Here is a 13,657-nt window from a genome sequence, read left to right on the forward strand (position 1 = left end):
TCTTTATCGATCTCATCTGTTCTAAGCTTCTAAGGATTAGGACGCAATCGGGACAGTCTGCTGAATCGGAATTTGAATGATAAATTCTGTGCCTTCTCCCAAAGTTGAGACGTAATCTAGTTTGCCACCGTGTTTCTGATTAATGATTTGATAGCTAATCGACATTCCCATGCCAGTGCCTCGACCCACAGGTTTCGTGGTGAAGAATGGGTCAAAGATCCGCGATCGCGCATGTTCAGGAATGCCACACCCATTGTCAGAAATGGTAATTTCAACCCATCTAGAATGGAGAACAGAAGTCCGAATTTTGATCTGAGGATTCGGTATAATTTTGTCTTCGAGTGCGTCGATTGCATTTGCAATCACGTTCATAAAGACCTGATTCAGTTGCCCGGCGTAACACTCAATCAAAGGCAGATCATCATAGTCTTTAATAATTTGAATGGGTTCGCACTTGTGCTTCTCTAATCGATGCTGCAAAATCAGCAAAGTACTCTCAATCCCAGCGTGAATATTGACTTTCTTGAATTCAGCTTCATCCATGCGAGAGAAGGTTTTTAACGATAGGACAATCTGTCGAATTCGCTCTGTTCCAACTCGCATAGAGGACATGATTTTGTTGAGATCCTGCTGAACAAAATCCAAGTCAATGTCTCGGCTATTCTCAAATCCAGACGTGATTTCAGGGCATTTCTCCCGGCATATCTCTACAAGTTCAACGAGATCTTTGACATAACCTTCTGCATACTTTACATTGCCATGAATGAAGTTGATAGGATTATTAATCTCGTGTGCAATCCCCGCAACAAGTTGTCCTAAACTGGACATCTTTTCGCTTTGAACCAGTTGTAATTGAGTTTGCTGTAATTCTTGAATCGTTGCTTCTAAATCGAGTGCTTGTTGTCGCAAATGTGCTTCAGATTCTCTCAGATCCATTTCGATGATGCTCCGCTCTGTGATCTCAGTTTCTAATTTCTGATTGGTGACAGTCACTTCTCTGCTGCGATCGAGCAAAGCAGCATAAGAGTCTTGCAGCCGATCTGCCATATGGTCGAATTCGTTGGCTAGATGCTCAATTTCATCGCCTGTTCTAAAATTCAATCGATAGTTGAGATTGCCTTTTGCGAGTTCGGATGCACCAAATTGCAGTTGTTTGATCGAACGAATGACAGGCATCAAAATCAGCCAATATTGTGCTCCTAATACGAGAAGAATCAGTGCTAGGGCTGCATAAGTGACAACTTGATCGATTCGTTTTAATCGACCTAATTCTTTGCGACGTTCCGTATCTTCTTGCAGAAATTTTTTGAGAATCTTATCTAAGTCAGCGCTAATTGCGTTCTCAGACTCGCGAATTGTTCTGAAATCTGTCCGAACACGTTCTATCTTTGCATCAGGCTCTTGCAGTGTTTTAGCACTGAGATTCTTTAATAATTTGAATTGAGTTCTGATTTGATCAACTTCAGGGCTTGAGCCGAAAGCTCTCTCAAATTCGCCGATCTCTTTGAAAAATTTCTGCTGTTCTCGCTTTAAATCTGAGTCTTGGCTATCAAGTAAAACGACATCTTTGAGTTGACTGATTTGCCCTTTGAGATTTGCGCGCATTTGATGAACTTCTTCTAATCCATCGCTCAATTTCTGCCGCTTCTCAAAGATATCTTCTTGTGCTTGGCGCACCCAATATTGTCCACCGACCAACACCACAGCCATCACGGTTGTAATTACGATCGAGGAGCTTGAGAACTTACGAGAAATCTTCATGACTCTAGGCTCCCATCATTTCAGAGCGAGCTAGAGGTTTAGCATCGAAAAAATGCTGAGTGTAAGAGTGCTTCATGGGGGCAACGAAACAAAATATTCTGAAAGAGTTCCCTGTCGAAAAGCAACTCAAACACTCAGGAAATTTTTGATGGATAACGATCTAGAACCCTAACAACGCTTTAGATCCGCGGTAATAGGTTGCCCAGCGCTTTGCATCAGGACGAGTTTGCCACTGCGATCGCGTCACCCAAACCGACACCACAGGTGATGCCATACCGCCGTTGCGCCCGACGACGACTACCGAAACCTCATTAGCAAGTAAATCTTGATCGAATCCTCTTTGAATCGCTGCTCGCGCCACATTTTCTGCGCGCCGCACGATCGCTTCATAGGGTTCATTGGAGGCACGATCAAGCGTGACATCAATCCGTGCGGTATAAGCCTGTGCGGGAGTTGGAGCTAGCACCATATCAATTCCCCAAGCTGTGACACCGCACCCAAACGTGAAAAAGCCTACAAGCAAAGAATTACGAAGTTTCATAGGACAAAGAGTGACAAAACGAACAAAGCAATCGAAATCAAGAGAGTTGGGATTCATGTTAGTTCTTTGTTGCAGAAAAGCAATTTTTTTCTATGATGTGGTAGCGCAAGCGGTTCATATATAGTCTTCAATTACAGATGAGGTGTTGGAATGAGCAATTTTTGGGCGATCGCCGTTGGGATAAATCACTACCAGTTCCTTCAACCTCTTCATTTTGCCCAGTCGGATGCTCAATTTCTCTGTGAAAGCTTAGTTGGTGATGCAGGGTTTTCACCGGAACAATGTCTGTTGATTACGGATACATCTCCAGATTTTGCTGACCACTCCACTCATCCCACGCATGAGAATTTGCAGTACTGGACAACGAGTCTAAAAGATAAGCTTCAGCCAGAAGATTCGCTTTGGTGCTTTTTCAGCGGATACGGAATTTGTGTCGATGGAGAAGATTATTTATTACCCATTGATGGCGATGTTTCCCGAATTAAAGAAACAGGGTTCTCAGTGCGATCGCTGTTTCAAACTTTGAAAACTTTGCCCACTCAAAAAATTCTCGTTTTACTCGATATCAATCGAGCCGCTTCCGGTTCTCATGAGAAAGTTGGGACTCAAACGGTTGCATTGGCACGCGAGGCAGGGATTCCGACGTTCTTATCCTGTCGTCCTGAACAGTTTTCTCACGAAGCGCCTGCGTTAAATCATGGTCTGTTTACTCAGACATTGCTCGAAGGATTGCGATCGCATCAATGCTCAACCTTAGCGACGTTAGAAGACTTTTTGAAACTGAGATTGCCTGAGCTTTGTGATCACAACGATCGCCCGCGTCAAGATCCAATTTTGGTTGTGTCTGATCCAGAGCAGCTTTATCAAGTGATCATGCCAGTCAACTGGTCTGAAACCGAATCTTGGGTTCCTGCAACGACTAATCCATTTTCTGTAGAGGGTGATTTATATCTCAATGCCTTAGAAAGTGAGGCGAGTTCCAACTATGGCTTCCAGCCGACTGTGATGGGAGCGACTGCAACTGAAATTCCAGACAGTTTTGCGCTGAACCCTAGTGAATACGAATACGAGCCGATCCAAGCAGATTTGACTCTGCCTGAATCAGAACAGACTGAAGAACTTTCACCTGCGGCTTCTCCAGTGCCCGAAGAGTCGGATGCCCCCGATCAAATGTTTTGGGAACGGTTGCTGTTTGGGGGAAGTGCGCTCTTATTAGTGTTGCTGCTTGGCGTGCTGTTCCGCAACTGGTCGGCGTTTATGGGCGGGCAGCAAACGGCGAATACTCAACCTTCTCCTGCGCCTCAAGCTGTGGCATCACCGAGTCCTGATTCTGGAAAGATCTTGAATGAAGCCCGATCGTTAATCAAACCCACGCTAGCATCAGATGCAAGTCGCGCGATTGATCGGGCGCGCGCAATCCCACCGAATGATCCCCTCTATGCTGAAGCGCAACAAGACATCGATCGATGGAGTCGCAATATTCTAGAAATTGCGCGCAAACGAGCAGAGCAGAAAGAGTTTCAACAAGCGATTTCAGCCGCTCAACTCGTTCCAAAAGATCGACCTCAAGTTTACGCCGAGGCACAGAAAGCGATCCAGCAGTGGCGCAAAGCTCGTTAGACTAAGAATCAGGAAAATTCGCGAAACGATTACATCGAGGAACCCCAATGATTAGCCCGGATCAGGTTGAGGCAATGATCAAAGCAGGATTGCCGGATGCCCAAGTGCAGGCAAACAGTCCTGATGGGGAGCATTTCGAGGTGACAGTCGTCTCCTCAGCCTTTGCTGGGAAGCGTCGCGTTCAACAGCATCAGCTTGTGTATGGTGCGGTTCAACAGGCACTCTCCACCGAAGCCATTCATGCTCTCTCACTGAATACGTTCACGCCCGAAGAATGGGCAACCAAAAACTAACTCTCTTACCCCTTGAACTTACTTATGACTACCTCAAACCGCATCAAATCGATCGTCGATAGCGACAAAATTGTCGTTTTCATGAAAGGCAGCAAACTCATGCCAATGTGCGGCTTTTCCAATAACGTTGTGCAAATTCTCAATACGCTGGGTGTCCCCTACACGACTGTAGACGTGCTAGAAGACCCTGAAGTCCGTCAAGGCGTGAAAGAGTTCTCGAACTGGCCAACGATTCCCCAAGTGTATGTAAATGGGGAATTTATTGGCGGTTCGGACATCATGATTGAGATGTACCAGAGTGGCGAATTACAGCAGCTTGTAGAAGTTGCACTTGCCTCGTAATGAGGTGGGGAGTGGGGAGATGGGGGAAGATTGATTCTTACTCCCTACTCCCTACTTTCACCTCTGCGACTGACCAACCAAATCAAAAAGGGGCGCGCACGCACCCCTTTTCCCATTTCTATCGGTAGTCTGGTTCTGGCATCACCATGTCGAAATTCGACGGATCATAGATGTAGCGAGTAATCTCCTCTTCCAGACGATTGATCTGGTACGGCTCTAGCACGCTAGCATGTCGGAGCGCGGACAAATACCCGTCGAGATAGAGACGCAGGTCATCGTAACGATAGCCCCGGTTCCAGAGTTCGACGAGAGCGTCGGAGAGGCGTTGATAATAGCGAATCGTCAAAGAATCTTGAAGCATATGCGATGACGCGAAAACAACAGATGCCGTTTGGCATTCCACTCACTGAGCTATGACTTTAGCTTAACATTACACTCGCTATTCTCTCAGTTTGTATCGAAATTCTATAGAAAGACATACTCCGATACGGAACGTTGTGTAGGCGGAGTACATATGGGTAGCACCCGTTACAAATCAAAACTAAGAAGCTTTGATACCCTTAACTCAAGCATTTTGAGGTCAAGTTGCCCCCGTGGGAGCCATTAATATACAAATCGTTGAAGGAAATCCGCACCTTCGATCGCTGCTAGGATGGCATCTTCAGCAGGCGGGCTACCAAGTCCACCAATCGGCTGATTTGCACCAAGCGCGTGAGATGTTTCTGGTGCGGCAGCCCAATCTCATGATCCTTGATTCTGAGATGCCCAGTGGCGATGGGTTGGAGTTTTGTCGCTGGTTGAGTCAGCAGCAGACGGCGCTGATTCTGATGCTGTCTGCCCGGACAACTGAATCTGATATTGTCGCAGGGTTGCGATCAGGGGCAGATGATTATCTGACGAAGCCGTTCGGGATGCAGGAGTTTTTGGCGCGAGTGGAGGCGTTGTTGCGACGACAGCGGACGGCGGCTCCTCCGGTCAATCTCGATTTTGGGGATCTGAAAATTGACTTGGTGCATCGACGGGTGCGATTTAAGGGTGAGTTGATTGAGTTGACCCCACAGGAGTTTAGTTTGCTCTATGTGCTGGCTCAGGCAGGCGGAACCGCTTTGAGTCGGGCAGATCTGCTGCAACGAGCTTGGCCTGATGAGATTGATAATCCTCGAACTGTGGATACTCACGTCCTGTCTTTGCGTAAGAAGGTGGAGATTGATCCGAGACAGCCGAATTTGATTCAGACGGTGCGGAATGTGGGGTATCGGTTGAATTTGGAGATTTTGAACGCGCCTCCGGTGCATCAGAATAATGGGCAATTGCCTCGTAAACCAGCAACGGCTTCAATGTCGAGAATGGCAGCGGTTCAACGTCCTCGGATTTAGGGAAAAATTTCGACGAATTCCTGATTTGTTGGATAACCGATGTGATGCAATGCGATCGCATGTGTCCCAAAATCTGTGAGGTCGATACACTTAGGAGAATCTATGACGGTTCTGGGTCATGATGCTGCGTTTTTTATTGCTTGCGACGTTGGGGTTTGCGACGGTTAGTGTTTGCAGCCATCCGCCAAATTTGACGATTGAACAACGTGCGATCGCAAGTGATCTCTTCGCGATCGACCATCAGTTTGACAGTGCAACCGATTTTGCTGAAGGAACAGCGCTGGTGCAATTGGGGCGCGAATTTCGCTATATCGATCGTTTGGGACGAGTAATGGTTACGCCGAAACAAGAGTTTGAAGCGTATTCGCCCTTTTCGGAAGGCTTGGCGGTGGTGAAATTGGGGGATCAGTATGGGTTTCTGAATCGTCAGGGAGAAGTAGCAATTCCGCCGAAATTTGAACGGGTGACGCGATTTCGAGAAGGATTTGCAGTCGTGCAGATGGGACGGCTTTACGGATTTATCAAACCGACTGGAGAAGTTGCGATCGCGCCTCAATATCAATTGACCTCGGGCTTTTCTAACGGATTGGCAGCAGTGAAGCGGGGCGAGAAATATGGCTATATTGATGCGTCGGGTCGAACTGCGATCTCACTAAGATTCGATGACGCTTGGCAGTTTTCTCATGGGCTTGCTGCTGCCAAAATCGGTCAGAAATGGGGCTATATCAATCAAACTGGGCAATTTGTTGTGCAACCTCAGTTTGATGGCGCGTTTAATTTTTCGGATTCGATGGGTCGGGTACGACTCGGAAATCAATGGGGATTTGTCGATACGAGTGGGAAAATTGCGATCGCGCCTCAATATCAATTTGCGTCTGATTTCTCAAATGGGTTAGCACTCGTTGAGCAGAATGATCGCTGGGGATATATTCAGAAATCTGGCAAGTTTGCGATCGCGCCTCAATATCAATTTGCTGGAAGTTTTTCAGATGGATTAGCGCCCGTGAAAATTAAAGAGAAGTGGGGCTATATCGACACAACGGGCAAAATTGCGATCGCGCCTCAATTTGATGAAGCAGGAGATTTTAAAGAAGGCTTAGCGCGAGTGCAATTAAATGAAAAATGGGGATACATTCGTAAGCCTTGAGGGAGAGAAGGGATCTATCATCAGATCAATAGGTCTAGCTTAAAACACAAGTACAGTGAGCATAAATGCGAACTGGGGATGAACTTGTGAATGTCTATATTCTCGATCTCTTAGTGATTGGAGTTTTGTTATTAATCGTAACTTTGGGATCAGGTTGGATCGCGCGGTTGCCTCTATCTTATGCGCTGATTTATTTAATCGTTGGCATTGTGCTGAGTCCCTACGGATTTAATCTGATTCAGGTTCGCCCAGAGGCAGAGTTTTTAGAGCGAGTTGCAGAACTGGTTGTTTTAATTTCGCTGTTTAGTTGCGGGTTGAAAATGAATCGACCCATGCGTTTCTTTGCATGGCGATCGACGACTCGGCTGATTGGTTTATTGATGCCGATTACCATTTTTTCAGTTGCCGCGATCGCGCACTTTATTCTGAAATTAGATTGGGGATTATCGATTCTTTTAGGGGCAATTTTAGCGCCGACTGATCCCGTTTTAGCGTCTGAAGTTCAGCTTTATGACTCTCGCGATCGGGATGAATTGCGGTTTGGGATTACTTCAGAAGGTGGGTTAAATGATGCATTAGCTTTTCCATTTGTTTATTTTGGGATTCATTGGATAGAAAAAGGCAATTGGCAAAACTGGTTTCGGGAATGGGTTTTAGTCGATGTGATTTGGGCGATTGCAGCAGGATTAGCCGTCGGCTTTGTGATTGCGAAGGGAATCAAACTCGTTGATAAACGCTTAGAACCGTTTCGGACTCCAGATGATTTGATGGAAGATTTCGTTGCACTCAGCACAATCTTTATTGCTTATGCTGTAACCGAAGTGGTGAATGGGTATGGATTTCTTGCCGTCTTTGTCGCTGGAATGGCAATGCGGAGAAGACGGAATTCTGAATATACAAGAAATCAACTTCACTTTATTGAGCGCTTAGAGAAGTTAGCAGAAATTGGCACGATTTTATTGCTGGGATCGATGCTGCGATTTCAGCCGATGTTTGCCTTTGCAGGAGATGCATTTGTGATTGCATTGAGCTTGATTTTCGTGATTCGACCGATTGGGGCTTGGATCAGTACGATCGGTTTAAATGTCAATCCGGCAACGCGCTGGCTCTACGGTTGGTTCGGCATTCGCGGAGTGGGATCGATTTACTATCTCGCTTATGCATTTGGCAATGGCTTGAAAGGGGAAGATGGCGAGCAAATTGCTTGGATTACCTTTTGGACGATCGTCATTTCTGTTTTATTACATGGGATCACGTCAACGCCTTTAATGCAATGGTATGAACGTAATATTGAACACAATCGAGAAATCGAGCCGAAAGCAGCCCAGCATGAGGAACAGGGCACATAACGCAATTCAACTTAATCGATCGCTCAACTCCTCAAATGGCTACAGCAAGAGACCTACTTGCGCTAAGATACGTGAGCCAATTTCATTAATGCCTGCCATGCAAGCCCGTCGCATTGCCCGTGAACTCGCACTTTTAAGCTTGAGTCAGATCTCTTCTGATCCAAAGAAAATTAACAGTCAGAGAATTCAAGAACTTGTTGTCGAATCCGTTCGTACCCTTGCAGAAGAAGCGCGCGACAACTTAGAAACGGCGGCAGCAGAATTACAACGAGGCGATAGCCAATTGCTCAATAGCCAAACTCGGGCTGGCAATATCGATAGCGCTCGGGCAATGGTGCAAGAAGCGATCACCCTGGCTCAAACAGCGATCAACCGACTCGGAGGTGCTATCGAACTGCCTGAATTTATTCAACTGGCAAATCAGACTGAGGTTCGAGCCTACACGATGGAAATTATTACCCGCTTCCACGCTGAGCGAGAAACAGTCGATAAGTTGCTGAATGACATTTTAGTGGATTGGAATTTGGATCGCTTAGCCACACTCGATCGAGACTTATTACGGATCGCCACCACTGAAATGATGTTTTTGGGAGTGCCAAATCGAGTGGCAATTAATGAAGCCGTCGAACTTGCCAAACGTTACAGCAACGAGGATGGACATAAGTTTATTAATGGAATTCTGCGGAAAGTAACTGACGCGATTCATGGCAGTGAGACACACGTGAGTGGCTGATTTCCGCTAAATTTAGATCTAGCAATCTGGGAATTTGGACATGGCTTTTAATTGGTTCAATCGATTCAACAAAAAAGAAGAAGAACAGCAGCAACCCGAATCTGCTCCCGTTGAACCAACTCCAACTGCGGAGCCTTCTGAATCAGAAGCCCAAAGTGACACTTCAGAAGAAGATGCCCGGATTGCCAATGCAAGAGCGATCGTCGAAAATTTCCGCCGCAAGCAACAAGAAAAAGCCCAAGCTGAGGCGGCGACGGCTGAAAAATCTGAGCCTGTCGAAGTTTCCGATTCGATCGAGCAAGCTGAAACCGAAGTTATCGAACAACTTGCTGAAGACACGATCGCATCAGCCGAATCGGAAACAATTGAGCAATTCGATGAAGCACCCGTTGCAGAAGCCGTTCAACCGGAAGTAGAACCTGTTTCAGAAGAGACAGAAGTTGAAGCTGTTCAACCGGAAGTAGAACCTGTTTCAGAAGAGATAGAAGTTGAAGCTGTTCAACCGGAAGTAGATGTCGTAGAAGAGACGGAAGTTGAAGCCGTTCAACCGGAAGCAGAACCCCAACCCGCAGCAGTCCCATTCTGGGCACAAGCCGCAGAAGCTGATCGACAAGCTCGGTTAGAACGACTAAGAGCCAATGCGATCGAGGAAGTTGAACCCGAACCACAGCCTGTTGCGACTCAAACCGCGCCCGAAATTCCGCCTGAGTTTGTAATCGATGAAGGCTTCCTCTGGTCGGCAGAAGTGCTTTCTGCGATGGGACGGCGCGCAGAAGATGTCTCGATCGAAGAAATTACCTGGCTGAAGCGGCTCCGGCAAGGGTTGGATAAGACGCGGCGGAGTTTGGTTAATCAACTCAAAGCGATCGTTGGTCAAGGCCCCCTGAATGAAGATGCAGTTTTTGAAATTGAATCGCTGCTTCTGCAAGCCGATGCAGGCGTTGAGGCTACTGACAAAATTATTTCAGCCCTGCAAGCGAAATTGAGGCAGGATGCATTACCGCCCGATCAAGCGATCGCGTATCTCAAACAAATTCTTAGAGACTTGTTAGATCAACCCTTGCAGGGATCGCACTCTGCTTTCTTTGCCCCCGAGAAAGATACGTTCAATATCTGGTTAATGACTGGGGTCAATGGCGCAGGGAAGACGACCACGATCGGAAAACTCGCTCACATTGCCAGCAAATCGGGCTACAAGTGCTTAATTGGCGCAGCGGATACGTTCCGAGCGGCAGCAGTCGAACAGGTAAAAGTCTGGGGACAGAGAAGTAATGTAGAGGTGATCTCGAATCCTGGACAGAATACTGATCCGGCAGCGGTTGTGTTTGATGCCATCAGTGCAGCGCAGGCGCGGGGAACAGAACTGCTATTGATTGATACAGCCGGACGACTTCAGAACAAGAAGAATCTGATGGATGAGTTGAGTAAGGTACGTCGAATTATTGACAAGAAGGCAGCAGGCGCGAAAGTGGAATCACTACTCGTCTTAGATGCGACTCTGGGACAGAATGGGCTGAGACAAGCAGAAGTTTTCGCGCAGGCAGCCCAGTTAAGTGGAGTCGTGTTGACGAAACTGGATGGAACAGCGAAGGGCGGGATTGCCTTAGCTGTGGTGGAACAGTTGGGATTGCCCATTCGATTTATTGGGGCGGGAGAAGGGATTGAGGATTTACGACCTTTTTCAAGCTATGAGTTTGTCGAGGCTTTGATCAGCGGGTAATTCTGCGGCTCGCGGAGTAGGGAGGGGGGAGAACCCAAACTTAGATTGTTTCCTATCTATCCCCCTATCCAATTTTCTTGGATGCGGCTCAATCCGCTTTAAATTGCTAACTTTGCTGAATTTCTGGAAGTTATCGACTGTAAACATGTCGTAAAACAGGGAACTGTGTATAATCAGTGCCAACAACCCCGATCGCGGTTTTGTTCGATCAGATGAGCTTTTCTCCTAATCGCGCAAAACGCAGATCGATTCAAGCGGTCAGCACCTCGCAAAACTCTGTAAAGGGGGGCAGCGAAATGTAGCACTGTCCGCTAAGATTGGTTTTCACAATCAACGATCGTGTTGGTTCCCTTCGTTCACTTTAATCGCCCGAATGACTGCTGTGCCCCTTCCTCGTCCTTCATCTCAACCGCCTGAGCGCAATAACTCAGGGTCTGCTGACGTAACACCAGTGTTTGCCCTTAAGGAACTGGTGGCACGCCTGAATCGGGAGCAGCACAAAATTCAAGACTTACTGAGTTCGCTTGGATTTGCCCTCCGTAGCTTCAGCAATTTGAATCAATTTCTGGAACTTATTCCGCTGATGGCAAGTCGAGTTACTGATGCTGACGGCGGTGCGCTCGTTTTGTTCCGCCCGAATGGACAAGTGAAATTAGAACGACTCCACTGTCAGGATGCAAGATGGGGTCAAGAGCTACGCAAAGGCTTAGAGACAGCAACTCGCCAGACGACGGCTTCTTTGACCGGATTGCCCCCTGGAGAAGCCTTAGCGCGATCGTCCCAAGTCGTCGCGATGTTAGATCATCAGTTGACGCGACACTTAGGCGGCGAAATTCAGATTTTTGGAACCGGGATTCTGGTGAGAAATCAGGAGCGGGGGCGGCTTTATGTCTTTAGCCGTGAACCGGATTACGCCTGGACAGAGACGAGACAAAAACTTGTGCGACTCGTCGCGGATCAAACGGCAGTTGCGATCGAGAACGATGAACTGACGGTCGAATTGAAGAAGAAAGAAAGACTCGATCGAGAATTAGAGATCGGAGCCGATATCCAATTGCGATTGTTGCCGCGTCAATGTCCTGCGATCGAGGGGATTGAACTCGCCGCGCTTTGTAAAACGGCAAATCGAGTCGGTGGCGATTATTACGACTTTATTCCAGCTAGCTACGGTGAGGCTCGTAAGACCAATCCTGATAACTCTCAGGAAAAGTGGAGCGTCACGATCGGGGATGTGATGGGCAAAGGCGTTCCAGCGGGTCTGATTATGACCATGACGCGCGGAATGCTGAGAGCAGAAGTCTTGAACGGGCATTCTCCCGCTCGAATTTTGCAGCATTTGAATCAGGTCATGTATGCCGATTTGGAGAACTCGAATCGGTTCGTCACGCTGTTTTATTCGGAATATGATCCGAAAACTCGACTGCTGTCTTATAGCAATGCAGCCCACAATCCACCATTACTCTGGCAAGCTGACAGCGATCGCATCGTGCGACTCGACACGATGGGAATGCTAATTGGCTTGGATATTGAAACACAGTTTCAGGATGCTCAGATTCAGTTGAATCCGGGAGATACGATTATTTACTACACAGACGGGTTTACGGATGCAGCGAATCAGTATGGTCATCGGTTTGATGAGGAGAATCTGACGAGCGCGTTCCGGTGGGCTTGTCAGCATTTTGATGATCCGCAGCAGATTTTGAAGTATTTGTTTGACTGTGTGCAGCAGTTTATCGGGATGGGGAATCAGAATACCGACGATATGACGCTCGTTGTGATGCGGGTCAAGCCAAATTGATCAATCAGTCGTAGCTTTTCTGAATAGAATGCGTCGAGTTTGGGCGATTTCAAGAACTTTGACGCATTCGCTCGATCTCGCGCAGAACTCGATCGCGGCTTGCATTCAGATGAGTCACAACCATTTGAGTAGCTTGTTCTGGAGAACGAGACGCGATCGCGGCATAGATCTCGCGATGCTCTTTGCGGATTTCGAGCACCTTGGGATTCTTTTGTAGGGTTTGAATTCTCAGCAATGCCATTTGATCAAACACTTGATCTAACAGCGAGACGAGCCAAAGATTTTTGGAACTGCGGGCAATGGAGCGATGGAATTGATAGTCTAAATCGAGCAGTTGAGCATGGGTGGAGTTTTCGCGATCGCTTTGCTCAGCAGTCAGCACTAATTGATGCAGGTTGTCTAATTCTTCAGAAGTCGCATTTTCACATGCGCCTGCAACGGAAAGTTGCTCTAAAGCAATCCGGCAGGTATAAAGTTGAACCGCATCCTGCATCGATAGGGTCGCAACTCGCAGCGTGCCAGCGATATCACTAGTGACGAGGTTCTCTTGCTGAAGTTGGCGAATGGCTTCTCGAATCGGAGTGCGACTGACTTGGAGTTGTTTGGCAAGTTGCGTTTCGACGAGCCGGGTTCCAGAGGGTAGCTCTCCCGATAAAATGGCAGCGCGCAACGCTTGGTAGGCTTGCGCCTGCAAAGATTGTCTGCGTGCGAGTGGAGCCATCCGATCGAGTTCTCCGGAGACTGAAGATTGAGCTATCTCGTCGTTGCCTGGATACAAACTGCCGTCCTCGCCTTTCTCTAACTGCTATCCCTGAGACTGCTTTCTCTTCGATTTCTAGAAAGTCCGCAATTCTCGTTTTTCCATAGATGAGAATTATTGCAGAAACTTGAACCCTTTGACTAAAAAAATAGCTGTTTTTGCATCCTGTTTTTGCGATCTTTGCATGTATACCGAATACATTTTATATTCTTGTTTC

The 13,657-nt window shown here is 47.3% G+C and carries 13 protein-coding genes; 9 read left to right on the forward strand and 4 right to left on the reverse strand.

Translation table 11 applies throughout. The features are described from left to right. Positions 1 to 36: 36 nt before the first annotated feature. Both OU814_RS30455 and OU814_RS30460 read right to left on the reverse strand, forming a co-directional pair. The gene (locus tag OU814_RS30455) at positions 37 to 1,761 is read right to left on the reverse strand and encodes a sensor histidine kinase (RefSeq protein ID WP_017289182.1); all 1,725 of its coding nucleotides are present in this window, start codon (positions 1,759 to 1,761) and stop codon (positions 37 to 39) included. Between the two features lie 160 nt (positions 1,762 to 1,921). Next, on the reverse strand, positions 1,922 to 2,302 hold the full coding sequence (locus OU814_RS30460) for a hypothetical protein (RefSeq protein ID WP_036046185.1): 381 nt from the start codon (positions 2,300 to 2,302) through the stop codon (positions 1,922 to 1,924). A 150-nt stretch (positions 2,303 to 2,452) separates the two neighbouring features. On the opposite strand from OU814_RS30460, the gene OU814_RS30465 reads away from it, so the two are divergent. The 3 genes from OU814_RS30465 to grxD are packed head-to-tail and all read left to right on the forward strand — an operon-like array spanning position 2,453 to position 4,557. After that, positions 2,453 to 3,922 carry a caspase family protein gene (locus OU814_RS30465; RefSeq protein WP_017289184.1) on the forward strand — a complete coding sequence of 490 codons (1,470 nt, stop codon included), beginning with the start codon at positions 2,453 to 2,455 and terminating at the stop codon, positions 3,920 to 3,922. Positions 3,923 to 3,969: 47 nt separating this feature from the next. Further along, positions 3,970 to 4,215 carry a BolA family protein gene (locus tag OU814_RS30470; protein ID WP_017289185.1) on the forward strand — a complete coding sequence of 82 codons (246 nt, stop codon included), beginning with the start codon at positions 3,970 to 3,972 and terminating at the stop codon, positions 4,213 to 4,215. Between the two features lie 24 nt (positions 4,216 to 4,239). Next, on the forward strand, positions 4,240 to 4,557 hold the full coding sequence (gene grxD / locus OU814_RS30475; protein WP_017289186.1) for a Grx4 family monothiol glutaredoxin: 318 nt from the start codon (positions 4,240 to 4,242) through the stop codon (positions 4,555 to 4,557). Positions 4,558 to 4,675: 118 nt separating this feature from the next. Here grxD and OU814_RS30480 read toward each other — a convergent pair whose 3' ends face one another. Next, on the reverse strand, positions 4,676 to 4,918 hold the full coding sequence (locus OU814_RS30480; RefSeq protein WP_017289187.1) for a DUF6761 family protein: 243 nt from the start codon (positions 4,916 to 4,918) through the stop codon (positions 4,676 to 4,678). Between the two features lie 232 nt (positions 4,919 to 5,150). On the opposite strand from OU814_RS30480, the gene OU814_RS30485 reads away from it, so the two are divergent. The 6 genes from OU814_RS30485 (at position 5,151) to OU814_RS30510 (ending at position 12,680) form a co-directional block, all read left to right on the forward strand. Next, complete coding sequence (locus tag OU814_RS30485; RefSeq protein WP_017289188.1) at positions 5,151 to 5,933, forward strand: response regulator transcription factor; 783 nt, start codon at positions 5,151 to 5,153, stop codon at positions 5,931 to 5,933. 118 nt (positions 5,934 to 6,051) lie between these two features. Further along, positions 6,052 to 7,080: a WG repeat-containing protein gene (locus OU814_RS30490; protein ID WP_017289189.1), complete on the forward strand. Its 1,029-nt coding sequence runs from the start codon at positions 6,052 to 6,054 to the stop codon at positions 7,078 to 7,080. 65 nt (positions 7,081 to 7,145) lie between these two features. Then, positions 7,146 to 8,429, forward strand: coding sequence for a cation:proton antiporter (locus OU814_RS30495; protein WP_190652659.1), 1,284 nt, complete (start codon positions 7,146 to 7,148; stop codon positions 8,427 to 8,429). Positions 8,430 to 8,526: 97 nt separating this feature from the next. Continuing rightward, on the forward strand, positions 8,527 to 9,162 hold the full coding sequence (gene nusB / locus OU814_RS30500) for a transcription antitermination factor NusB (protein ID WP_036046192.1): 636 nt from the start codon (positions 8,527 to 8,529) through the stop codon (positions 9,160 to 9,162). Positions 9,163 to 9,202: 40 nt separating this feature from the next. Next, complete coding sequence (gene ftsY, locus OU814_RS30505) at positions 9,203 to 10,882, forward strand: signal recognition particle-docking protein FtsY (RefSeq protein WP_268243194.1); 1,680 nt, start codon at positions 9,203 to 9,205, stop codon at positions 10,880 to 10,882. Positions 10,883 to 11,255: 373 nt separating this feature from the next. Beyond that, entirely contained in the window at positions 11,256 to 12,680 is a 1,425-nt protein-coding gene (locus OU814_RS30510) for a PP2C family protein-serine/threonine phosphatase (protein ID WP_017289194.1), read from the forward strand. Between the two features lie 49 nt (positions 12,681 to 12,729). On the opposite strand, the gene OU814_RS30515 is transcribed toward OU814_RS30510, so the two are convergent. Then, entirely contained in the window at positions 12,730 to 13,401 is a 672-nt protein-coding gene (locus OU814_RS30515; protein WP_268243195.1) for a GntR family transcriptional regulator, read from the reverse strand. Positions 13,402 to 13,657: the final 256 nt, after the last annotated feature.

It is taken from the genome of Leptolyngbya sp. GGD (assembly GCF_026735145.1).
Taxonomy (GTDB): Bacteria; Cyanobacteriota; Cyanobacteriia; order Leptolyngbyales; family Leptolyngbyaceae; genus Leptolyngbya; species Leptolyngbya boryana.